This is a genomic window from Pseudomonas oligotrophica, assembly GCF_021726475.1.
GTDB classification, from domain to species: Bacteria; Pseudomonadota; Gammaproteobacteria; order Pseudomonadales; family Pseudomonadaceae; genus Stutzerimonas; species Stutzerimonas oligotrophica.
On record NZ_JAKJRU010000001.1, the window covers coordinates 23,683 to 45,221 of the forward strand.

Sequence of the window (21,539 nt, forward strand, 5' to 3'; positions counted from 1 at the left end):
GTCCATGAAATCGCTCGGCAAGATCCTCGGGCTGCTGGCCCTCGGCCTGCTGCTGATCATCGTTGCGCTGGGCTTCGCCCTGACCCACCTGTTCGACCCCAATGACTACAAGGACGAGATCCGCGACCTGGCGCGCAACAAGGCCGGCCTCGAACTCGACATCAGGGGCGACATCGGCTGGAGCCTGTTCCCCTGGCTGGGGCTGGAGCTGCACGACACCACCCTGGCCAGCGCCCGCAACCCCGGGCAACCCTTCGCCGACCTGCGCATGCTCGGCCTGTCGGTGCGGGTCATGCCGCTGCTGCGCCGCGAGGTGCAGATGAGTGACATCACCGTCAACGGCCTGAACCTGATGCTCGCCCGCGACGAAAAGGGCCGTGGCAACTGGGAAGGCGTCGGCGAGCCGCCGGCCGGCCAGCAGGGCGACACCACACCGGCCGCCGGCAGCGAACCGGCCGAGCCGCAAGAGCCTGCCGACCAGCGACGCGCCAAGCCGATCCAGCTGGACATCGACAGCCTCACCGTCAGCGACGCGCGGGTCAGCTACCAGGACGCCCGCAGCGGCCAGCAGTACAGCGCCGAGGGTATCGAGTTGAGCACCGGCGCGATCCGCGAACGCAGCGCCATTGCGCTCAAGCTCAACGCCTTCTTCGGCAGCAACCAGCCGGTGATGCGCGCGCGCACCGAACTACAGGGCGAGCTGCGCTTCGACAACGAACTGCGCCGCTACCATCTGGACAACCTGCGCCTGAACGGCGAGGCCTCCGGCGAGCCGCTGCAGGGCAAGACCCTGGCCTTCAGCGCCCAGGGCCAGCTGCTGGTCGACCGCGCCGCGCAGATCGCCGAGTGGACCGGGCTCAAGCTCACCGCCAACCAGTTGCGCGGCCTTGGCGAGCTGAAGGTGCGCGACCTGGAAAGCGAGCCCAAGCTCTCCGGCGCGCTGTCGATCGCCGAATTCGACCTCGGCGCCTTCCTCGAAGGGCTCGGCCAGCAGCTGCCGGCGATGGCCGACGCCGACGCGCTGAGCAAGGTCGAACTGGTCACCCGCCTGAACGGCAGCGCCAGCAGCCTGATGCTCGAGGACCTCAAGCTCAAGCTCGACGGCAGCCAGCTGACCGGCCAGCTCGGCCTCAGCGATTTCAAGCGCCAGGCCCTGCGCGCCAACCTCAAGGGCGACCGCCTGGACCTGGACCGCTACCTGCCGCCGGTGGCCGCCGAGCCGGCCGCTGCCCAGGCGCGCAAGAGCGAGGTCGCCAAGACCGAGGCGACCGCCGTGGCCAGCGGCACCACACCGCTGCCGGACAAGCCGACCCAGCAGGCCTGGAGCGACGAGCCGATGCTGCCGGTCGAGCGCCTGCGCGGCCTGGACGCCGCACTCAGCCTGAACCTGGACAGCCTCAAGGTCGAGCGCATGCCGTTCGAGAACTTCAGCCTCAAGGCGCGCAGCCAGGGCGGCGTGCTGACCCTCGAGGAGCTGCGCAGCGGGCTGTTCGGCGGGCGCCTGGAGTCCAACGCGAGCATCGACCTGCGCCCGGCGCAGCCGACCTGGCGCGTGCACAAGAGCCTGAGCCGCATCCCGGCCGAACGGCTGCTGGAGGCCCGCGGCCAGAAGGTCACGGTCAAGGGCCTGCTCAACCTCGACGGCGACTTCACCACCCTCGGCAACAGCCAGAAGGCCTGGATCGACAACCTCGGCGGCAAGATGGGCTTCATTCTCGACAACGGCGTGCTGGTCGAGGCCAACCTCGAGCAGCAGCTGTGCCGGGCCATCGCCACCCTCAACCGCAAGGAGCTGGGCAGCGAACCGCGCGCCAGCGATACGCCGTTCCGCGAACTCAAGGGCAACCTCACGCTGCGCGACGGCGTGGCCCACAACCCGGACCTCAAGGCAAGCATCCCGGGGCTGACGGTCAACGGCAACGGCGACCTCGACCTGCGCGTGCTGGGCATGGACTACCGCCTCGGCATCCTCGTCGAAGGCGACAAGGGCGCCATGCCCGACCCGGCCTGCCAGGTCAACGAACGCTATGCCGGCATCGAGTGGCCACTGCGCTGCCGCGGCCCGCTGGAACTGGGCGCCAAGGCCTGCCGCTTCGACCGCGACGGCCTCGGCAAGATCGCCGCACGGGTCGCTGGCGAGAAGCTTAGCGAGAAGCTCGAGGAGAAGCTCGGCGACAAGGTCAGCCCCGAACTCAAGGATGCGCTGAAGGGGTTGTTCAAGCGATGAGCCCCGAGCAGTTCGGCGACGCGGTCCTGGCCTGGTACGACCGCCACGGCCGCAAGGACCTGCCCTGGCAGCAAGGCATCACGCCCTATCGCGTGTGGGTCTCGGAGATCATGCTGCAGCAGACCCAGGTCAGCACCGTGCTCGGCTACTTCGACCGCTTCATGGCCGCGCTGCCGGACGTGCAGGCGCTGGCGGCGGCCGCCGAGGACGAAGTGCTGCACCTGTGGACTGGCCTGGGCTACTACAGCCGCGCGCGCAACCTGCACAAGACGGCCAAGCTGGTCGTCGAACGCCACGCCGGCGAGTTCCCGCGCGACGTCGAGGCACTCGCCGAATTGCCCGGCATCGGCCGCTCCACCGCCGGCGCCATCGCCAGCCTGTCCATGGGCCTGCGCGCGCCGATCCTCGATGGCAACGTCAAGCGCGTGCTGGCGCGCTACGTTGCCCAGGCCGGCTACCCGGGCGAACCAAAGGTGGCCAGGCAGCTGTGGGCCGTCGCCGAGCGCTTCACCCCGGCGCAGCGCGTCAACCACTATACCCAGGCGATGATGGACCTCGGCGCCACGCTGTGCACCCGCAGCAAGCCGAGCTGCCTGCTCTGCCCGCTGAAGGATGGCTGCCGCGCCCACCTGCTCGGCCGCGAAAGCGAGTTCCCCGAGCCCAAGCCGCGCAAGCAGCTGCCGCACAAGCGCACGCTGATGCCGCTGCTGGCCAACCACGACAACGCCATCCTGCTCTACCGCCGGCCCTCCAGCGGCCTCTGGGGCGGGCTCTGGAGCCTGCCGGAAGTCGACGACCTCGCCGCGCTCGACCCGCTCGCCGCGCGCCACGGCCTGGAGCTGGCCGAGCCGCGCGAGCTGCCCGGCCTGACCCATACCTTCAGTCATTTCCAACTGGCCATCGAGCCCTGGCTGATCAGGGTCAAGTCCGGCGGCCACGCCGTGGCCGAGGCGGACTGGCTCTGGTATAACCTCGCCTCCCCACCCCGCCTCGGGCTCGCCGCCCCGGTGAAAACGCTGCTCAAGCGCGCCGCCGCCGAACTGAACGCAGGAGAGACGCCATGACCCGCACCGTGCATTGCCGCAAGTACAAGGAAGACCTGCCCGGCCTCGACCGCCAGCCCTACCCGGGCCCCAAGGGCGAGGACATCTACAACAACGTCTCGAAGAAGGCCTGGGACGACTGGCAGAAGCACCAGACCATGCTGATCAACGAACGCCGGCTGAACATGATGAACGCCGAGGACCGCAAGTTCCTCCAGGCGGAGATGGACAAGTTCCTTTCCGGCGAGGATTACGCCAAGGCCGAAGGCTACGTGCCGCCGAGCGAATGATCCCGGCGTCGCGCCCGCTTTCCCGGTGCGCGACGCTAAGCACCCGTCCCTGCTGAAAAAATCTTTCCCCCGCGCTTGACAGCCCAAGGCCAAATCCGTCTAATAGCGCCCCGTTGCCCAGGTAGCTCAGTTGGTAGAGCAGGGGATTGAAAATCCCCGTGTCGGCGGTTCGATTCCGTCCCTGGGCACCATCTTTCGTTTTCAGGTGGTGTCAATGCCACCCGAAAGCCCCAAGAAACCGGCCTCCGAGCCGGTTTTTTGTTGCCTGCGTTTTAGCATCGGCATGGCCTGCTTGCTCCCATCGCTCACCATCTCCCTCCAGCCACTCGTGCGGCGACGCACTGCCCGTGGCTCGATCAATCAGATATTTTTACAAATGCGAAATATGCGCATTGCCTGATGACAGTGCTTTACGTTTCGCTTACATTCCGCGCCGACCTAACCACAACAGCCACTCGGGGGAGCGCTCGTGTTTCGTAAATCCTGCCTGTACCTGTCCATCTCGCTTGCGAGCCTGTCCATGGCCTCGGCGGCACTGGCCGCCGAACCGGCCGAGCTGGAGACGCTGACCGTCAGCGCGACCCGCGCCGGCAGCGAGGTCGGCAAGACACCGCAGAAGATCACCGTGATCAGCCGCGAGCAGATCGAGCAGCAACTGGCGATCACCTCCGACCATGGCGCGGTACTGAGCAACCTGATTCCGTCCTACTCGCCGAGCCGGCAGAAGATGACCAGCGCCGGCGAGACCTTCCGCGGCCGCTCGGCGCTGATCCTGATCGACGGCATCCCGCAGTCCACGCCGCTGCGCGACAGCCAGCGCGACGGCTACGTCATCGACCTGTCGATGGTCGAGCGCATCGAGGTGATCCACGGCGCCAGCGCCGAGCACGGCCTGGGCGCCACCGGCGGAATCATCAACTACGTCACCCGTCGCCCGGCCAGCGGCACGCTGCGCCAGCATGCGGGCGTCAGCTTCAGCGCACCCACCGATTACGAATCCGAAGGCCTGGGCTACAAGCTCGACTACCGGGCCGAAGGCACCCAGGGCAACCTCGACTACCTGGCCGCGGCCAGCTGGCAGACCCAGGGAATGTTCTACGACGCCAAGGGCGATTTGATCGGCGTCGACGACACCCAGGGCGACACCATGGACTCCACCAGCCAGGACTTGCTGCTCAAGCTCGGCTACTGGCTGGACGACAACCAGAACCTCGGCCTGATGATCAACCGCTTCGAGGTCGAGGGCGACCACGAGTACGTCAACGTGCCGGGCAACGCCGACGCCGGCATCCGCGCCACCTCGCGCAAGGGCGACCCGCTGGGCAAGGCGCCGCAAAACGAGGTGCTGGCCACCAGCCTGTCGTACAAGCACGCCGACCTCTACGGCAACGAGCTGGGCCTGCAACTGTACTCGCAGCGCTTTCGTGCGCGCTTCGGCGGCGGCCTGAACGGCAGCTTCCAGGACCCGAGCATCGCGCCGGCCGGCACGCTGTTCGACCAGTCGCAGAACGAATCGGACAAGTACGGTGGCAAGCTCACGCTCAGCCGCGACGGCCTGCTGGACAACCACCTCAAGCTGACCGGCGGCCTCGACGTGCTGCAGGACACCACCAGCCAGATGCTCATCGAGACCGACCGCGAGTGGGTGCCCGAGACGGTGTTCCGCAACTACGCGCCCTTCCTCCAGGCCGAGATTCGCGCGCTGGAACAGCTGACCTTCTTCGTTGGCGTGCGCCATGAGTTCGCCGAACTCGAGGTCGACAGCTTCCGCACCATCGCCTCGACCACCAAGCCGGCCGGTGGCGTGAGTGTCGAAGGCGGTCAGCCGAACTTCGAGGAGACCCTCTACAACGCCGGCCTGGTCTGGCAGATGAACGACTGGGCGCAGCTGTTCGCCAACTACTCCGAGGGCTTCGGCATGCCCGACGTCGGCCGCGTGCTGCGCGGCATCGGCACGCCGGGCACGCGGGTCGACGACTTCCTCGACCTGCAGCCGGTGGTCACCGAGAACCGCGAGATCGGCCTGCGCCTGAAGCACGGCCCGTTCGACGCCGAGGTCAGCTACTACGAGTCCGATGCCGACCTCGGCTCGCGCCTGAACAGCGTCGGTGGCGTCTACCAGGTGCGCCGCGAGCGCACCGAGATCGACGGCATCGAGTTCACCGGCGGCTGGCAGGTCAACGCGGCGCATCGCCTGCAACTCAGCTATGCGCAGGTCAACGGCCGCTCCGATACCGACGGCGACGGCAGGGTCGACACCGACCTCGACGGTGCCAACATCTCGCCGGATCGCTACGCCATCAGCTGGCAGGCCAACTGGAGCGATCGCCTGCACAGCCGGCTGCAAGCCAACCACTATGTCAGCCGCGACTTCGACACGCCGGGCCTGGAGTTCGACGGCTACACCCTGGTCGACGCCTCGCTCGGCTACCGCCTGCCGGTCGGCGAGCTCAACCTGGGCGTCGAGAACCTGCTCGACCGCGACTACCTGACCTACTACACCCAGGCCGCCAACACCGGCACCGACGTGACCCGCAACGGTCGCGTGTTCGCCGGCCGCGGGCGCACCCTGACGCTGGGCTACCAGGTCAGTTTCTAAGCACTGCCCAACCTCCTGTCGCCGCGGGCAATCCGCGGCAGCCTGCGGCGTGCCTGCCCGGCCGCCGTGGTCGTCTGCACAACGGTCATGCGCGCCAGCTACGCTCATCACGAGCAGTCCGTTGCATTCGACAGGAGTACAGGGTGCGGCTACTTCCCTCGACATTGCTGATCCTGTTGCTCGCCGGCGCCTGGCCGGCGACGGCGGGCACCTGGCAGTTCGTCACCGAAGACTTTCCACCGTTCAGCTACCCGGCCGCCGACAGCGGGCCCGGCGCAGCGGTGGGCGCCGGGCCGCTGGCCGAGGTGGTGCGCAGCGTCTGCGCGCGCCTGGGCCAGCGCTGCCCGATCACCGTGCGGCCGTGGCGCCGCGCACTGGCCCTGGCCGAGGCCGGGCAGGTCGACGGCATCTTCACGGTGATCCGCTCGCCGCGCCGCGAGCGGGCCTTCCACCTCACGCGCATGCTGGTCAGCTCGCGCTACGGCCTGTACGGCCTCGAGACGAACACCTTCGTCTATCACCAGCCCCGCGACCTGGCTGGCCACCGGCTCGGCGTCTACGGCCCGTCCGGCACCTCCATCGTGCTGGACGAACGCCTGGCCGGCGTGCCGGACGTGCGGGTCGAGCAGGTCGCCGACAATCGCCGCCTGCTGCGGATGCTCGCCGCCGGCCGCTTCGGCCGCGACGGGCTGGCGGTGATCAACCAGGACGTCGCCTGGCAGCTGATCGACGCGCTGCAACTGGACAACCTGCGCGAGGTCGGCGTGCTCGAGCCGGTCGCCTACGGCATCGGCCTGTCGCGGCGCAGCGTCGACAAGGCCGCCTTCGAGCGCTTCGCCGAGGCGCTGGATGCGGCCATCGCCGACGGCACGGTGCCGGCCATCCTGCGTCGCCACCAGCTGGAACCGGCCTACTAGCGCCCCGGCGCGAGGCGTTGCCCAACCACGGCGCACGCCCGTCGCCACGGAACCGCCGCGGTGCATTTCCGGACCGTTCGGCCAGTTCTGCTTGCGACCCGCAGGCCGCGCGTTAGGCGCTTTTCGCCGCGCAACGGCGGTCGGATGCCCGCGCTTCGCGCTTGGCGCGTGCCCGAGCCCATGCTAGCTTTGCGCCTCGCCAGGATGGCGAGCCGTCACGCCGGAGCGCGATCATTTCGAAACACAGGCCACAGGGGCTACAGCCGGCCTGCATAGAGGAACCCGCATGGCCGAGGCCATCCCCGCACTGGAAATCCGCAACCTGCACAAGCGCTACGGCGATCTGGAAGTTCTCAAAGGCATCTCGCTGACCGCTCGCGATGGCGATGTGATTTCCATCCTCGGATCATCAGGCTCCGGCAAGTCCACCTTCCTGCGCTGCATCAACCTCCTGGAAAACCCCAACGAGGGCGAGATCCACGTCGCCGGCGAGCAGCTCAAGCTCAAGCGCGACAAGACCGGCGACCTGGTCGCGGCCGACGGCAAGCAGCTCAACCGCATCCGTAGCGAGCTGGGCTTCGTCTTCCAGAACTTCAACCTCTGGCCGCACATGACCATCCTCGACAACATCATCGAGGCCCCGCGGCGCGTGCTGGGCAAGAGCAAGGCCGAGGCGGTGGAGATCGCCGAGGCGCTGCTGGCCAAGGTCGGCATCGCCGACAAGCGCCACGCCTACCCCAACCAGCTGTCCGGCGGCCAGCAGCAGCGCGCGGCGATCGCCCGCACCCTGGCGATGCAGCCCAAGGTGATCCTGTTCGACGAACCCACCTCGGCGCTGGACCCGGAAATGGTCCAGGAAGTGCTTAGCGTCATCCGCTCGCTGGCCGAGGAAGGCCGCACCATGCTGCTGGTCACCCACGAGATGAACTTCGCCAAGCAGGTCTCCAGCGAAGTGGTATTCCTTCATCAGGGCCTGGTCGAGGAGCACGGGACGCCCGCGCAGGTATTTGACAACCCGCAATCGGCACGCTGTAAACAATTCATGTCCAGCCATCGTTAACGGAGCAACAACTGCATGAAGAGCTATAAGAAGATCCTGCTGACCGCCGCCGTTTCCCTGGTCTTCGGCGCCCAGGCGTTCGCCGCGGACAAACTGCGCATTGGCACCGAAGGCGCCTACCCGCCCTTCAACCTGATCGACGCCAGCGGCCAGGTGGTCGGCTTCGACCTCGACATCGCCCATGCGCTGTGCGCCAAGATGAAGGTCGAGTGCGAAGTGGTCACCTCCGACTGGGACGGCATCATCCCGGCCCTGAACGCTGGCAAGTTCGACTTCCTCGCCGCCTCCATGTCGGTCACCGAGGAGCGCAAGCAGGCGGTGGACTTCACCGACCACTACTACACCAACAAGCTGCAGTTCGTGGCGCCCAAGTCGGTGGAATTCAAGACTGACAAGGACTACCTGGACGGCAAGGTGATCGGTGCCCAGCGCGCCACCATCGCCGGCACCTGGCTGGAAGACAACCTCGACGGCGTGGTCGACATCAAGCTCTACGACACCCAGGAGAACGCCTACCTGGACCTGGCCTCCGGGCGCGTCGACGGCATCCTCGCCGACACCTTCGTGCAGTGGGAATGGCTCAAGAGCGACGCCGGCAAGGACTTCGAGTTCAAGGGCGAGCCGGTCTTCGATGACGACAAGATCGCCATCGCCGTGCGCAAGGGCAACGACGAGCTGCGCGAGAACCTGAACAAGGCCCTGGCCGAAATCATCGCTGACGGCACCTACAAGCAGATCAACGACAAGTACTTCCCGTTCAGCATCTACTGATCCAGCCGAACCGAAGCCCGGTCGCCGCCTAGCTGGCCGACCGGGCTTCGGTGTTTGAGTTCCTATGATTCCTGACCTCCACGGATTCGGTCCGGCCCTCGTCGCCGGCACCTGGATGACCGTTCAACTGGCCCTCGCCTCGCTGGCGCTGGGGCTGGTGCTCGGCCTGCTCGGCGCCCTCGCCAAGACCTCGCCGCTCGGCGCGCTGCGCTGGCTCGGCGGCACCTACTCGACCATCGTGCGCGGCGTGCCCGAGCTGCTCTGGGTGCTGCTGATCTACTTCGGCACCATCGGCCTGGTGCGCGGCATCGGCGAGCTGTTCGGCGTCGACAACCTGGCGCTGAGCCCGTTCGCCGCCGGTACCATCGCCCTCGGCCTGTGCTTCGGCGCCTATGCGACCGAGGTCTTCCGCGGCGCACTGCTGGCCATTCCCAAAGGCCATCGCGAGGCCGGGCTGGCGCTGGGCCTGGGCAAGCGGCGCATCTTCCTGCGGCTGATCCTGCCGCAGATGTGGCGCCTGGCCCTGCCGGGCCTGGGCAACCTGTTCATGATCCTGATGAAGGACACCGCGCTGGTTTCGGTGATCGGGCTGGAGGAAATCATGCGCCGCTCGCAAATCGCGGTGACCGCCAGCAAGGAGCCTTTCACCTTCTTCCTCGTGGCCGCCTTCATCTACCTGTGCCTGACCATCGTCGCCATGATCGGTATGCACTTCCTCGAAAAACGTGCCGGCCGCGGCTTCGTGCGGAGCGCAGCATGACCTGGGAAATCTTCATCAAGTGGCTGCCGAGCTTCATCGAGGGCGCCTGGCTGACCCTGCAGCTGGTCGGCATCTCGGTCATCGCCGGGCTGATCCTCGCCGTGCCGCTGGGCATCGCCCGCTCGTCCCGACTCCTGGCGGTGCGCGGGCTGCCCTACGCCTACATCTTCTTCTTCCGCGGCACGCCGCTGCTGGTCCAGCTGTTCCTCGTCTACTACGGCATGGCGCAGTTCGAAGTGGTGCGCCAGAGCGCGCTCTGGCCGTACCTGCGCGACCCGTACTGGTGCGCGATCATCACCATGACCCTGCACACCGCGGCCTATATCGCCGAGATCATCCGCGGGGCGATCCAGAACGTGCCCCACGGCGAGATCGAGGCCGCGCGGGCGCTGGGCATGTCGCGCGGCCAGGCGCTGCTGCACATCATCCTGCCGCGCGCCACGCGCATCGGCCTGCCGGCCTACAGCAACGAGGTGATTCTGATGCTCAAGGCCAGCGCCCTGGCCAGCACCATCACCCTGCTGGAGCTCACCGGCATGGCCCGCAAGATCGCCGCACGCACCTACATGCACGAGGAAATGTTCCTCACCGCCGGCCTGATCTACCTGCTGATCGCCTTCGTCCTGATGCAGGGCTTCAAGCTGCTCGAGCGCTGGCTGCGCGTCGACGCCTGCCAGGGCCGCTGAGCGCAGGCCGGCTGCGACATGCAGCCGGTCCAGCGGCGCCCGGCGAATCACCGGGCGCTCGTGCGGTCTGACTGACCAGTCCCGAAACTGCCTAGGAGCCACCGCATGCTTGTCGACATCCAGCGAATCGAAATGGGCCAGCTCGCCTGCTGGCGGCTGCGCCGCGGCGAGCAGGAACTGCTGGTGGCCGAACAGGGCGCACAGTTGCTCGCCTATCACCAGGGCGAGGCGCAGCCGGTGATCTGGCTCAGCGAGCAGGCGACCTTCGAGCGCGGCCAGCCGGTGCGCGGCGGCATTCCGGTGTGCTGGCCCTGGTTCGGCGACCTGATGCGCAATCCGCAGGCGATCCGCGAACAGCACGCCGATGCCGGCGAGGCGCCCTTCCACGGCCTGGTGCGCGCGATCGACTGGCAGCTGGCCGCCAGCCACTGCGAGGCGGACGCCGCGGTGATCGAGTTTCGCTGCGCGCAGGCCGCCAGCGGCGAGCTGCCCGGCTGGCCGCACAAGGTCGAGGCCAGCCTGCGCATCCGCCTCGACGAAGCCCTGCAGGTGAGCCTGACCAGCCACAACCTCGACGACCACCCGGTCACCATCAGCCAGGCGCTGCACAGCTACCTGGCCATCGACGACATCCACCAGGCGCGCGTCGCCGGCCTCGAGGAGCGTCCCTACGTCGACACGCTGGACGACTGGCAGAACCACGAACAGCGCGGCGAGCTGCGCTTCACCGGCGAAACCGACCGGATCTACCTGCAGCTCCCCGACACCCTCAGGCTCATCGATGGCGCCGCGCAGCGCAGCATCGAACTCGGCAGCGAAGGCTCCGCCTCGGCGATCCTCTGGAATCCCTGGATCGACAAGGCGCGCCGCCTCTCGCAGTTCGCCGAGGACGCCTGGCAGCGCATGCTGTGCATCGAGACGGCCAACGTGCTGGACGACGCGCGCACCCTCGCTCCCGGCGAGCGCCATACCCTGAGCGTCCGTTTCCTGGCCCGCACCTCGGCCTAGCAGGCCACCCGGGGGCGCGTCGTGAACCAGCGCGCCCTTGCCTGTAAGTCATTGCCGATAGTCGCGTGACACATTTCAACAAGTTGCCAGGCGGTTCTATTTAATTGACCGCCGTCACGCCTCGCAAAAGTTCCGACAATTTAAGCGCAATAGTTAGCGCTGGAACCTGGCTCACACTTTCCCGCTTGAGCGATACAAGCCTGGACGTCTAGGATGCACGCCCCATAAGGCTTGGCAATTTATTGCGCAGACAACTGTCCAACTTCTTGCGCAACTTGCCTTGGACAGGGCCACTTGAGCGGATATCAAGTTGCGGCCACAAAGTTCACGGATGAACTTAGAGTCACGGATGACTTTCTCTTCTGCGCTGAGCAAGCACTATCTCGAGCTGGCCGCCCGCCCGATCGACGAGGCGAACTTCGCCGGCGACGACATTCGTTACGGCAGCGACTTCGAGCGGCTCGAACACGAGCTGGCCAAGGCGACCGCCCTTCACGCGACCGCCGCCATCGACTGGCAGCAGCTGCGCGCTGGCTGCGAGGCCCTGCTCGCAAGCCAGTCGAAGGACCTGCGCATCGCTGCCTGGCTGGCCTGGAGCCTGTACCAGCGCGAATCCTTCGCCGGCCTGCACGCCGGCCTCGAAACCATCCGCCTGCTGTGTGTCGAGCACTGGCAGGCCGTGCATCCGCGCAAGCCGCGCACCCGCGCCGCGGCCATCGGCTGGCTGGTGCCGCGCCTCGAGCAGGTGCTGACCGACGAAGTCCCGGTCGGCGAGCAGCTCGCGCTGTTCCGCGCCCTCGCCGACAGCCTGCACGGACTCGAAGCCTGCCTGTCCGATGCGCTGGGCGAAGACGCCCCGCTGCTGCTGCCGCTGTGCCGCCAGCTCGACGGCATGATCCGCCGCGCCGCGCAGGACAAACCCCAGCCGGGCGCGGTCGGCGCCGCCATCGCCCAGGTCAGGCAGGTCGCCACGCAGGTGCTGAGTGGCAATCCGCCAATCGACAGCGACAAGGACGCGCACAAGACCCTGCGCACGCTGCAGGAACAGGCCCGCCCGCTGAGCACCTGGTGGCTCCGACAGAAGGCCACCGACCCCAAGCCGCTGCGCCTGTCGCGCACCCTGCTGTGGCTCGGCATCGAGACGTTGCCCGAGCGCAACGCCGAGCAGGTCACCGCCCTGCGCGGCCTGCCCGCCGACAAGCTGGCCGGCTTCAGGGAGCGCTTCATCCAGGGCGCCTATGCCGACCTCGCCGTGGACCTGGAAGCCAGCATCGCCCGCGCGCCGTTCTGGCTCGACGGCCAACGTCTGGTCTGGGACTGCCTGCAGGCGCTCGACGCACCGCTGGCCATGCGCGAGGTGGAAATCCAGCTGGCGCTGTTCCTGCAGCGCGTGCCCGGCCTCGACGAGCTGCGTTTCCATGACGGCGCGCCCTTCGCCGACGCCGAGACCCGTGCCTGGATCGCCAGCCAGGTGCTACCGCACCTGCAGGCCGCCGACAGCCGCCGCGAACCGGCACCCGCCGCGGGCGGCCAGCGAGCCGCCTGGGACCTCGCCCTCGAGGAGGCGTTGCCGCTGCTGCGCAAGGACGGCCTGAAGGCCGCCGTGCAGCAGCTCAAGGCCGGCCTGGCCGGCGCGCAGGGCGGGCGCCAGCGCTTCCACTGGCAGCTGGCCCTGGCGCGCCTGTGCATGCAGGCGAAGAAACACGAACTGGCCAAGACCCAACTCGAATCGCTCGACCAGACGCTGAGTGCCGCCGGCCTCGGCGACTGGGAGCCCGATCTCGCCCTCGAAGTGCTGCGCCTGTTGCACCACTGCTGCGAGGTGCTGCCGCAGAACCACGCGGTACGCGAAAGCAGGGACGAGATCTACCGCAGGCTGTGCCACCTCGACCTCGAGGTGGTACTCGACTAGGCCCCCGGGCCGCCCATTCAAGGAGAACACCCATGGCCAAAGAAGGCTCGGTAGCCCCCAAGGAACGCATCAACGTCACCTTCAAGCCTGCCACCGGCGGCGCCCAGGAAGAGATCGAACTTCCCCTGAAACTCATGGTGCTCGGCGACTTCACCCAGCGCGCCGACGACCGCAAGATCGAAGACCGCAAGCCCATCGCCATCGACAAGAACAGCTTCGACGAGGTCCTGGCCAAGCAGGAACTGAACCTGACCTTCGGCGTGCCGAACCGCCTGCAGGACGAGCAGCGCGACGACGAGCTGGCCGTGCAGCTGCGCATCAACTCGATGAAGGACTTCAACCCGGCCAGCCTGGTCGATCAGGTTCCCGAGCTGCGCCGGCTGATGGAGCTGCGCGACGCCCTGGTCGCCCTCAAGGGCCCGCTGGGCAACGCCCCCGCCTTCCGCAAGGCCATCGAGAGCGTGCTGGCCGATGGCGACTCGCGCGAGCGCGTGCTCGGCGAGCTGGGCCTGGCCGCGAAAGAACACCTGGACGCCTGATCACCTGGACAAGGAACGCCAACACCATGAGCACTAGCGCAGCAGCCGTCGACAGCGGCACCCAACTGGCCGACCTCGGCATCCTCGACCGCATCATCGCCGAGACCAGGCTCAGCCCCGACGACGAGGCCTACGACATCGCCAAGCGCGGCGTCTCGGCCTTCATCGAGGAACTGCTCAAGCCGCAGAACGAAAACGAGCCGGTGAAAAAGGCGCTGGTCGACCGCATGATCGCGGAGATCGACGCCAAGCTCAGCCAGCAGATGGACGAGATCCTCCATCATCCGCAATTCCAGGCCCTGGAATCCTCCTGGCGCGGCCTCAAGTTGCTGGTCGACCGCACCAACTTCCGCGAGAACATCAAGCTCGAAATCCTCAACGCCTCCAAGCAGGACCTGCTGGATGACTTCGAGGACAGCCCGGAAGTGGTCCAGTCGGGCCTGTACAAGCACATCTATACCGCCGAGTACGGCCAGTTCGGTGGCCAGCCGGTCGGCGCGCTGATCGCCAACTACTTCTTCGACCCGAGCGCCCCGGACATCAAGATGATGCAGTACGTGGCATCGGTCGCCAGCATGTCCCACGCGCCCTTCATCGCCGCCGCCGGCCCGAAATTCTTCGATCTGGAAAGCTTCACCGGCCTGCCGGACCTGAAGGACCTGAAGGATCACTTCGAAGGCCCGCAGTTCGCCAAGTGGCAAAGCTTCCGCGAGCAGGAAGACGCCCGCTACGTCGGCCTGACCGTACCGCGCTTCCTCCTGCGCAACCCCTACGACCCGGAAGACAACCCGGTCAAATCCTTCGTCTACAAGGAAAACGTCGCCGGCAGCCATGAGCACTACCTGTGGGGCAACACCGCCTACACCTTCGCCAGCCGCCTGACCGACAGCTTCGCCAAGTTCCGCTGGTGCCCGAACATCATCGGCCCGCAGAGCGGCGGCGCGGTGGAAGACCTGCCGCTGCACCACTTCGAAAGCATGGGCGAGATCGAGACCAAGATCCCGACCGAAGTGCTGGTTTCCGACCGCCGCGAGTACGAGCTGGCCGAGGAAGGCTTCATTGCCCTGACCATGCGCAAGGGCAGCGACAACGCCGCGTTCTTCTCGGCCAACTCGGCGCAGAAGCCGAAGTTCTTCGGCAACAGCGAGGAAGGCAAGAACGCCGAGCTGAACTACAAGCTCGGCACCCAGCTGCCCTACCTGTTCATCGTCAACCGCCTGGCGCACTACCTGAAGGTGCTGCAACGCGAGCAGATCGGCGCCTGGAAAGAGCGCACCGACCTCGAACTGGAACTGAACAAGTGGATCCGCCAGTTCGTCGCCGACCAGGAAAACCCCAGCGCCGAAGTCCGCAGCCGCCGGCCGCTGCGCGCAGCCCAGGTCGTCGTCAGTGATGTGGAAGGCGAGCCAGGCTGGTACCGCGTCAGCCTGAACGTGCGCCCGCACTTCAAGTACATGGGCGCCGACTTCACCCTGTCGCTGGTCGGCAAGCTGGACAAGGAATAAGCACTTGAACGGATACGGCAGCCTCTTCGAGCGCCTCGGTGGCGACGCCGATCGGCGTGCCGGCTGGAGCCGCGAGATCGCGGCGATGGCCTCGGTGGCTGCCCATCTGACCAAGATGCTCAGCACCCGGGCGGGCAGCGTGCAGACGCTGCCCGACTACGGGTTGCCCGATTTGAACGACATGCGCCTCTCGCTGCACGACTCGCTGCAGCAGGCGCGTGCCGCCATCGAACGTTTCATCGAAGCGTACGAACCCCGCCTGCGCCAGGTCCGCGTCGTGCCGCTGCCACGCGATCACGATCCGCTCACGCTCGCCTTCGCCATCGAAGGCCTGCTGGAGATCGAAGGCTGCAAGCGGCAGGTCAGTTTCTCCGCGCGCCTGGACGGCAGCGGCCAAGTCAGCGTGGAGTAAGGAAGCGCCATGTCCGGTAAACCCGCCGCCCGCCTGGGCGACCCCACCGCCTGTCCCATCCCGGGTCATGGCAACAACCCGATCGCCGCCGGCTCGCCCGACGTGCTGTTCGACGGCCTACCGGCCGCACGCATGGGCGACGCCTCCGCCTGCGGCGGTGCGATGGCCAGCGCGGTGATCCCCACCGTACTGATCAATGGCAAGCCAGCTGCGGTGATGGGCAGTGTGGGTAACCACGGCAATGTCGTCAGCGCCGGTTCGGGTACGGTGGTCATCGGCAGCAGCCACAACGCGGCGCCCTTCCTCGCGCCTGCCGCCCTTGGAATTGCCAAGGCAGTTACTGCGGCGGCCGCTGCTGCAGAGGCCTTTCGCTCATCTGAGCCGATAGCCCGCGCCTGGCAGGAAGAGCCGGGTGACCTCGCGCCGTTGGGCGTTGAAGAGGAAGACGAAGAAGAGGAGCTGGTCGAGCAGCCGCAGCAACAGGCGCGCCAGGCCATCACCCTGCGAATCGGCGTGTTCTTCGACGGTACCGGCAACAACCTGGCCAATGCGACCGTGACCGAAAAGTGTCGCCAGGACGACCTGACCCTGCTGGACGAGCGCACCCTCGGCGAAGTCGTCGAATATTGCCGGGCTCATGGCTTCAGCGACAGCGAAGGCAAAGGCAAAGGCTTCTTTACCCAGACGCCGGACAATAGCTACGGCAACGCGCCGAGCAACGTGGCGCGGTTGTTCGACCTGTACCAGGACGATGCGACTCGGAGCCTGGCGAAGGAGGAGCGTAGCGCCTGCGTCAAGGTTTATCTGGAGGGTATCGGAACCCGTAGCGGCGAAGCCGACTCGCTTTACGGCCAGATCACCGGCCAAGGCGATACCGGGATACTGGCGCGGGTACAGCAAAGCCCGACGGAGATTTCCGAACAGCTCCGTCAACTGCTACGCAATAACCCTGAACTACAAATCGAGGGTATTGAATTCGATATTTTCGGTTTCAGCCGCGGCGCAGCGGCGGCCCGGCATTTCGCCAATGAGCTGCTCAAACCGCAAGGCGGTGTGTTGGCCCAAGCATTCAATAGTAGCTCGCCTGGCTTGTTCGGCAGTTTCGAGTGGGCCACCCATACGTGCATCAACTTTATCGGCTTGTTCGATACCGTGGCTGCCGTGCTCGATCCACTGAACGGCGACTATAGTCCAGCCGATCATCTCAACCCTGGCATCAATCTCTATCTGCCGCCCGGCTGCGCGCGTAAGGTGCTGCAACTGACTGCCCGCGACGAGAAGCGCTGGAACTTCGCCCTCAACAGGGTCGCCCCGGATCACCAGGAAATCAGCCTGCCCGGAGCGCACTCGGATATTGGCGGCGGCTACCGCCCCCTGATGCTCGAGCGGCTGGTGCTGAGTCGCCCGCTCAGCTCCACAGTGCCGGCCAGCATGCCGCCCGAACAAACCCATGCCTCGCGCGAGACCTGGCGGCAATATTACCAATGGAAGGCCCTCGGCCTGCCTGACGAAGCGCTGAAGGAGCCCAAGGTCTGGCCCAGCCGTAAACCTGTATTTAACGAGCGCGGCTTCAAGCGGCCGCCGGAGGACGTGGTCTACGGCCTACTGTCCATCGAACGCCAGGTTCGTGGCGAGTTGTCGCTTATCTATCTGCGAATAATGCGAGAGCTGGCTGTGCAATACGGCGTTCCGTTCGATTTTATCGACGAACAGGAAAGCACAACCGCAATACCCGCTGAGCTTCAAAAGATTGCCAGTCACCTTTTGGCATACGCCCAAGGGAGCCGGTACGGCCTGGATGAAGAGGACGAGCGCCTGCTTTGGTCACGCTATATCCACCTCTCAGCTCACTGGACGCCCAGCAGTGGTCTGCTGATCAGCAAGCCAGCCCCCAATGTTCGCCTGACCTATAACAACAAGCCGCAACAGGATTATCCCGAATGAGAACCCTCCTGCTTACATGCGCAATATTTCTACTCGGTGGCTGCGCCACTAGTCACGGCCAGCCCGAACTGCCCTATCGCGCTTGGTTCGCCGGGATATTCGCTCCCGACTATATGGAGGTATGGGTCGAAAGCGTGGATGTGATCGATCGCCGCGGGCTGGCCTACGAACGGGTCAGCGGCGGTGTGCCCTCCTATGCCAGCAGCGTGGCCGGCTGGCCGCCCAACCCGTCCGGCGGTGCGGGCAAGAATCTGCCCGGCATCGACTTGCCGGAAATCATCTTCGTGCGCTGGCAGTCGATGGTCGAGCCGCAGACTTACAACGTACGCATCAACATTCCGGAGTGGGTGCGCGAGGAAATGCTCAAACCACATTCAGCCTATTGCCGATGGGACGGCAAGGTGATCGACGGTTTATATCGCAAAGTCATCACCATCGGTCTGGCCCCCGGCGGCATCGCTAAGGCCTGGGTCGGCGGCCCCTGCCTGGACTCCATCGAAATCGGTCGCTTCGAAGCGGCTATCAGCAAGGTCGGACCATACGGCGGCACATCCAACGGAGAACACCGTCCCCTCTCCGAAAAAGCCAAGGCCTACATCGAGCAACACGGGGTGCCCTATGGCTCGTGGTAAACCCTCCTCACGCTGCGCCCGCCTGGCGCTCGCCACCCTCGCGCTGACATTGGCCGCCTGCACCAACACTTCCCCGCCGCCGCGCGAACTGGCCGGGCGCTACGAACTGGTCGGCGTGGTGGAAATGGGCTCGCGGCTGCTGCTCCATGAGCAAGGCACGTTCGAGGCGGTGCTCTACTACGGCAGCCTCGACATCCAGGGTCGAGGGCGCTGGGTAATGGTGGACGGGCAAGTTGAATTGCGCGAACGAGGGCCGAGGGCCTTCTTCGACAAGATGAGGCTGAAGCCACTCGGCAACTGCCTGCTCGTGGACATGGACACCTCCACGGGATGCTACCGCCGCCGCTAGGAGCCCCGCCGCGCAAGCGCGCCGGACACGACAAGGATGAATCGTTAGACATGTCTTTCAACCACCACTACCAAAGCGAACTCACCGCCCTGCGCCAGCTGGGCAAGCGCTTTTCCGAGCGCAGCCCGGCGCTGGCGCCGTTCCTCGGGCAGGCTGGACGCGATCCGGATGTCGAGCGCCTGCTCGAAGGCTTCGCCTTTCTCACCGGACGGTTGCGGCAGAAACTCGACGACGAGCTGCCGGAGCTGACCCACTCGCTGATGCACCTCTTGTGGCCGAATTACATGCGGCCGCTGCCGGCGTTCAGCATGCTGCAGTTCGATCCAGTCAAGCGCAGTGGCAAGGCGCTCAGCGTGCCGCGTCACACGCCAGTCGAGGCCAAGCCGGTACGCGGAGTGACCTGCCGTTTCCGCACGGCCTATGCCACCGAGGTGCTGCCGCTGGAACTGACCGAGCTGAACTACTCGGTCAAGGGCGACGGCGCCTTGCTGAGCCTGCGCCTGGGCATGACTGCCGATGGCCATCTGGGCGAGGTCGACGTGCGCCGGCTGCGGCTGCACCTGGCCGGCGAGCGTTACGTCAGCCAGATGCTTTACCTCAGCCTGCTGCGCCATCTTGACGGTATTCAGCTGATCGCACTGGATGCCCAGGGCAAGCCATTCACCGACGCCCAGGGCCTGCCGTTGCCGCCCCTGGCGCTGGAGGCCGGCAAGGTGGAGCCGGTCGGTTTCCCCGAGGACGAGGCGCTGATCCCCTATCCGCTCAACACCTTTCGCGGCTACCGGCATCTGCAGGAATATTTCGCCTTCCAGGAAAAGTTTCTCTTCGTCGACCTCGGCGGCCTCGACGCGCTGCAACGCCTGCCAAAGGAGCGCCTGGAGCAGGCGCGCGGCTTCGAGCTACGCTTCGACATCCGCAAGGCCGGCGCGCAGCGCATCCGGCCGACGCGCGACAACGTGCGGCTGTACTGCACGCCGGTGGTGAACCTGTTCGAGCACGATGCCATCCCGGTGCGCCTGGACGGCAAGCAGGACCAGTACCTGGTGCGCCCCGCCGAGCTGGACAGCAGCGGCTGCGGCATCTTCTCGGTCAACCGGGTCACCGGCTGGAAGCCGGGCGGCAAGGGCTACGAGGAGTACGTGCCGTTCGAGTCCTTCGAGCACGACCCCAGCTTCGACGTCCCCGTGGCGCGCCCGCACTACAGCGTCCGCCAGCAACCGTCACTGCTCGGCGATGGCCTGGAAACCTACCTGGCGTTCGGCCTGCGTGACCTGGACGGCCACGAAACGCTGTCGATCGAGCTGACCTGCACCAACCAGAACCTGCCGCGCGAGCTGCGCCTGGGCGACATCTGCCTGCCCAGCGAGGACACGCCCGAATTCCTCACCTTTCGCAACATCAGCCCGGTCACGCCGAGCTATGCGCCGCCGCTGCACCGCGACTTCCTGTGGAAGCTGATCAGCAACATGTCGCTCAACTACCTGTCGCTGGCCAACGTCGAGGCGCTCAAGGTGATCCTCGAGACCTACGACCTGCCGCGCTACTACGACCAGCACGCCGAGAAGGTCAGCAAGCGCCTGCTCGGCGGGCTGAAAGCCATCGCCCACCAGCATGTCGACCGACTGCACCGCGGCCTGCCGGTGCGCGGCGTGCGGACCGAACTGACCATGGACCCGGACGGTTACTTGGGCGAAGGCGACCTGTTCCTGTTCGCCTCGGTGCTCAACGAATTCTTCGCACTCTACGCCAGCCTCAACTCGTACCACGAGCTGCGCGTGAGCAGTACACAGGGAGAGGTGTACCAATGGACGCCGCGCATGGGGCAGCAGCCCCTACTTTGAGTGCAACAACCCCTACTTTGAGCGCAACATCCCCTGCCCTGAGCAGAGGGCCGCACGGCGCCGGGCTCGGCCGGCTGAGCCAGGGCATTCGCGAGTACAGCCTGTTCCAGGGCGTGTTGCTGGCGCTGGATCGCCTGCGCGCGGTGTATCCGGAGCTCGACGAGCAGGCCCTGTATGAGCGCCTGGACTTCCAGGCCAACCCGAGCCTTGGTTTTCCCGGTAGCGATATCGACGCCGTCGAGTTCTACGAGGACGACCGCGGCTGGCGCGCCCGGCTGCGGCTGAACCTGGTCAGCCTGTTCGGCGCCGGCTCGCCGCTGCCAGCCTTCTATGCCGACCAGGCGCTGGGCGACAGCATCGACGGCAACCCGACGCGCGAATTTCTCGACCTGTTCAACGACCGCCTGCAGCGCCTGCTGCTGCCGATCTGGCAGAAGTACCGCTACTACGCGCGCTTCACCACGGGCGCGCGCGACCCGCTGTCCGAACAGCTGTTCGCCCTCATCGGGCTCGGCGGCGAGCAGATCCGGGCGGCGAGCGAGCTGAACTGGAAGCGCCTGCTGCCCTACCTCGGCCTGCTCAGCCTACGCGCGCATTCGGCGGCGCTGATCGAGTCGGTGCTGCGCTACTACTTCAAGCACGCCGACCTGCGCATCGAGCAATGCCTGGAGCGCCAGGTCGACATCCTCGGCGAACAACAGAACCGCCTCGGCCGCGCCAACAGCCAGCTCGGCGAAAACCTCGTGCTGGGCGAACGGGTACGCGACCGCGGCGGCAAGTTCCGCATCCACATCCGCCAGCTCAGCTGGGACCGCTTTCACGAATTCCTGCCGGTCGGCACGGGCTACCAGCCGCTCTGCGCGCTGGTGCGCTTCACCCTGCGCGACCCGCTGGACTACGACATCCGCCTGGCCCTGCGCCAGGACGACATCCGCGAGCTGCGCATCGGGGAAGGAAACCCCTGCCGCCTCGGCTGGACCAGCTGGCTCGGCACCGAACGGGCCGACGGCATGGTCACCCTCGGCAGCAAGCTTCATTAAGGAA

The 21,539-nt window shown here is 66.4% G+C and carries 19 protein-coding genes and 1 tRNA gene; all 20 read left to right on the top strand.

Features of this window, described 5'->3' with window-relative positions; all coding sequences use genetic code 11:
- Positions 1–4: 4 nt before the first annotated feature.
- The 20 genes from L3N39_RS00150 to tssG all read left to right on the top strand — a co-directional run bounded on the left by L3N39_RS00150 (position 5) and on the right by tssG (position 21,535).
- Positions 5–2,227 (top strand): AsmA family protein, encoded by a 2,223-nt coding sequence (locus L3N39_RS00150; RefSeq protein ID WP_237255199.1) that lies wholly within the window; start codon positions 5–7, stop codon positions 2,225–2,227.
- Complete coding sequence (gene mutY, locus L3N39_RS00155; RefSeq protein ID WP_237255200.1) at positions 2,224–3,291, top strand: A/G-specific adenine glycosylase; 1,068 nt, start codon at positions 2,224–2,226, stop codon at positions 3,289–3,291. Before L3N39_RS00150 ends, mutY begins: the two co-directional genes overlap by 4 nt.
- Positions 3,288–3,560, top strand: coding sequence for an oxidative damage protection protein (locus L3N39_RS00160; protein ID WP_237255201.1), 273 nt, complete (start codon positions 3,288–3,290; stop codon positions 3,558–3,560). The genes mutY and L3N39_RS00160 overlap by 4 nt, the downstream gene beginning before the upstream one ends.
- Positions 3,561–3,675: 115 nt before the next feature.
- Positions 3,676–3,751: transfer RNA gene (locus L3N39_RS00165), tRNA-Phe, on the top strand.
- 278 nt (positions 3,752–4,029) lie between these two features.
- Positions 4,030–6,159 (top strand): TonB-dependent receptor, encoded by a 2,130-nt coding sequence (locus L3N39_RS00170; RefSeq protein ID WP_237255202.1) that lies wholly within the window; start codon positions 4,030–4,032, stop codon positions 6,157–6,159.
- 143 nt (positions 6,160–6,302) lie between these two features.
- On the top strand, positions 6,303–7,076 hold the full coding sequence (locus L3N39_RS00175) for a substrate-binding periplasmic protein (protein ID WP_431977987.1): 774 nt from the start codon (positions 6,303–6,305) through the stop codon (positions 7,074–7,076).
- Positions 7,077–7,362: 286 nt separating this feature from the next.
- On the top strand, positions 7,363–8,136 hold the full coding sequence (locus L3N39_RS00180) for an ABC transporter ATP-binding protein (RefSeq protein WP_237255203.1): 774 nt from the start codon (positions 7,363–7,365) through the stop codon (positions 8,134–8,136).
- A 15-nt stretch (positions 8,137–8,151) separates the two neighbouring features.
- Positions 8,152–8,907 (top strand): ABC transporter substrate-binding protein, encoded by a 756-nt coding sequence (locus tag L3N39_RS00185; RefSeq protein ID WP_237255204.1) that lies wholly within the window; start codon positions 8,152–8,154, stop codon positions 8,905–8,907.
- A 64-nt stretch (positions 8,908–8,971) separates the two neighbouring features.
- A complete protein-coding gene (locus L3N39_RS00190; RefSeq protein WP_237255205.1) occupies positions 8,972–9,667 on the top strand; it encodes an ABC transporter permease in 696 nt (231 codons plus the stop codon).
- Positions 9,664–10,353: an ABC transporter permease gene (locus L3N39_RS00195; protein WP_237255206.1), complete on the top strand. Its 690-nt coding sequence runs from the start codon at positions 9,664–9,666 to the stop codon at positions 10,351–10,353. Before L3N39_RS00190 ends, L3N39_RS00195 begins: the two co-directional genes overlap by 4 nt.
- A 105-nt stretch (positions 10,354–10,458) precedes the next feature.
- Complete coding sequence (locus tag L3N39_RS00200) at positions 10,459–11,361, top strand: D-hexose-6-phosphate mutarotase (RefSeq protein ID WP_237255207.1); 903 nt, start codon at positions 10,459–10,461, stop codon at positions 11,359–11,361.
- Between the two features lie 349 nt (positions 11,362–11,710).
- A complete protein-coding gene (gene tssA, locus L3N39_RS00205) occupies positions 11,711–13,273 on the top strand; it encodes a type VI secretion system protein TssA (RefSeq protein WP_237255208.1) in 1,563 nt (520 codons plus the stop codon).
- 32 nt (positions 13,274–13,305) lie between these two features.
- Positions 13,306–13,812, top strand: a complete 507-nt coding sequence (gene tssB, locus L3N39_RS00210) for a type VI secretion system contractile sheath small subunit (RefSeq protein WP_237255209.1) — start codon at positions 13,306–13,308, stop codon at positions 13,810–13,812.
- Positions 13,813–13,838: 26 nt separating this feature from the next.
- Entirely contained in the window at positions 13,839–15,317 is a 1,479-nt protein-coding gene (gene tssC / locus L3N39_RS00215; protein WP_237255210.1) for a type VI secretion system contractile sheath large subunit, read from the top strand.
- Positions 15,318–15,321: 4 nt separating this feature from the next.
- The gene (tssE, locus tag L3N39_RS00220; protein WP_041108826.1) at positions 15,322–15,729 is read left to right on the top strand and encodes a type VI secretion system baseplate subunit TssE; all 408 of its coding nucleotides are present in this window, start codon (positions 15,322–15,324) and stop codon (positions 15,727–15,729) included.
- Between the two features lie 9 nt (positions 15,730–15,738).
- Positions 15,739–17,673, top strand: a complete 1,935-nt coding sequence (locus tag L3N39_RS00225) for a PAAR domain-containing protein (RefSeq protein ID WP_237255211.1) — start codon at positions 15,739–15,741, stop codon at positions 17,671–17,673.
- Positions 17,670–18,305 carry a DUF2931 family protein gene (locus L3N39_RS00230; RefSeq protein WP_237255212.1) on the top strand — a complete coding sequence of 212 codons (636 nt, stop codon included), beginning with the start codon at positions 17,670–17,672 and terminating at the stop codon, positions 18,303–18,305. The genes L3N39_RS00225 and L3N39_RS00230 overlap by 4 nt, the downstream gene beginning before the upstream one ends.
- Positions 18,292–18,654 (top strand): hypothetical protein, encoded by a 363-nt coding sequence (locus L3N39_RS00235; RefSeq protein WP_237255213.1) that lies wholly within the window; start codon positions 18,292–18,294, stop codon positions 18,652–18,654. Before L3N39_RS00230 ends, L3N39_RS00235 begins: the two co-directional genes overlap by 14 nt.
- A 50-nt stretch (positions 18,655–18,704) precedes the next feature.
- On the top strand, positions 18,705–20,495 hold the full coding sequence (tssF, locus tag L3N39_RS00240; RefSeq protein ID WP_237255214.1) for a type VI secretion system baseplate subunit TssF: 1,791 nt from the start codon (positions 18,705–18,707) through the stop codon (positions 20,493–20,495).
- Positions 20,459–21,535 (top strand): type VI secretion system baseplate subunit TssG, encoded by a 1,077-nt coding sequence (tssG, locus tag L3N39_RS00245; protein ID WP_237255215.1) that lies wholly within the window; start codon positions 20,459–20,461, stop codon positions 21,533–21,535. Before tssF ends, tssG begins: the two co-directional genes overlap by 37 nt.
- Positions 21,536–21,539: the final 4 nt, after the last annotated feature.

Excerpts from the sequence above, each read along its gene's own strand:
- L3N39_RS00150 (WP_237255199.1), top strand. The coding sequence starts at position 5 with ATGAAATCGCTCGGCAAGATCCTCGGGCTGCTGGCCCTCGGCCTGCTG.
- mutY (WP_237255200.1), top strand. The coding sequence starts at position 2,224 with ATGAGCCCCGAGCAGTTCGGCGACGCGGTCCTGGCCTGGTACGACCGC.
- L3N39_RS00160 (WP_237255201.1), top strand. The coding sequence starts at position 3,288 with ATGACCCGCACCGTGCATTGCCGCAAGTACAAGGAAGACCTGCCCGGC.
- L3N39_RS00180 (WP_237255203.1), top strand. The coding sequence starts at position 7,363 with ATGGCCGAGGCCATCCCCGCACTGGAAATCCGCAACCTGCACAAGCGC.
- L3N39_RS00185 (WP_237255204.1), top strand. The coding sequence starts at position 8,152 with ATGAAGAGCTATAAGAAGATCCTGCTGACCGCCGCCGTTTCCCTGGTC.
- L3N39_RS00190 (WP_237255205.1), top strand. The coding sequence starts at position 8,972 with ATGATTCCTGACCTCCACGGATTCGGTCCGGCCCTCGTCGCCGGCACC.
- L3N39_RS00195 (WP_237255206.1), top strand. The coding sequence starts at position 9,664 with ATGACCTGGGAAATCTTCATCAAGTGGCTGCCGAGCTTCATCGAGGGC.
- L3N39_RS00200 (WP_237255207.1), top strand. The coding sequence starts at position 10,459 with ATGCTTGTCGACATCCAGCGAATCGAAATGGGCCAGCTCGCCTGCTGG.
- tssA (WP_237255208.1), top strand. The coding sequence starts at position 11,711 with ATGACTTTCTCTTCTGCGCTGAGCAAGCACTATCTCGAGCTGGCCGCC.
- tssB (WP_237255209.1), top strand. The coding sequence starts at position 13,306 with ATGGCCAAAGAAGGCTCGGTAGCCCCCAAGGAACGCATCAACGTCACC.
- tssC (WP_237255210.1), top strand. The coding sequence starts at position 13,839 with ATGAGCACTAGCGCAGCAGCCGTCGACAGCGGCACCCAACTGGCCGAC.
- L3N39_RS00225 (WP_237255211.1), top strand. The coding sequence starts at position 15,739 with ATGTCCGGTAAACCCGCCGCCCGCCTGGGCGACCCCACCGCCTGTCCC.
- L3N39_RS00230 (WP_237255212.1), top strand. The coding sequence starts at position 17,670 with ATGAGAACCCTCCTGCTTACATGCGCAATATTTCTACTCGGTGGCTGC.
- L3N39_RS00235 (WP_237255213.1), top strand. The coding sequence starts at position 18,292 with ATGGCTCGTGGTAAACCCTCCTCACGCTGCGCCCGCCTGGCGCTCGCC.
- tssF (WP_237255214.1), top strand. The coding sequence starts at position 18,705 with ATGTCTTTCAACCACCACTACCAAAGCGAACTCACCGCCCTGCGCCAG.
- tssG (WP_237255215.1), top strand. The coding sequence starts at position 20,459 with ATGGACGCCGCGCATGGGGCAGCAGCCCCTACTTTGAGTGCAACAACC.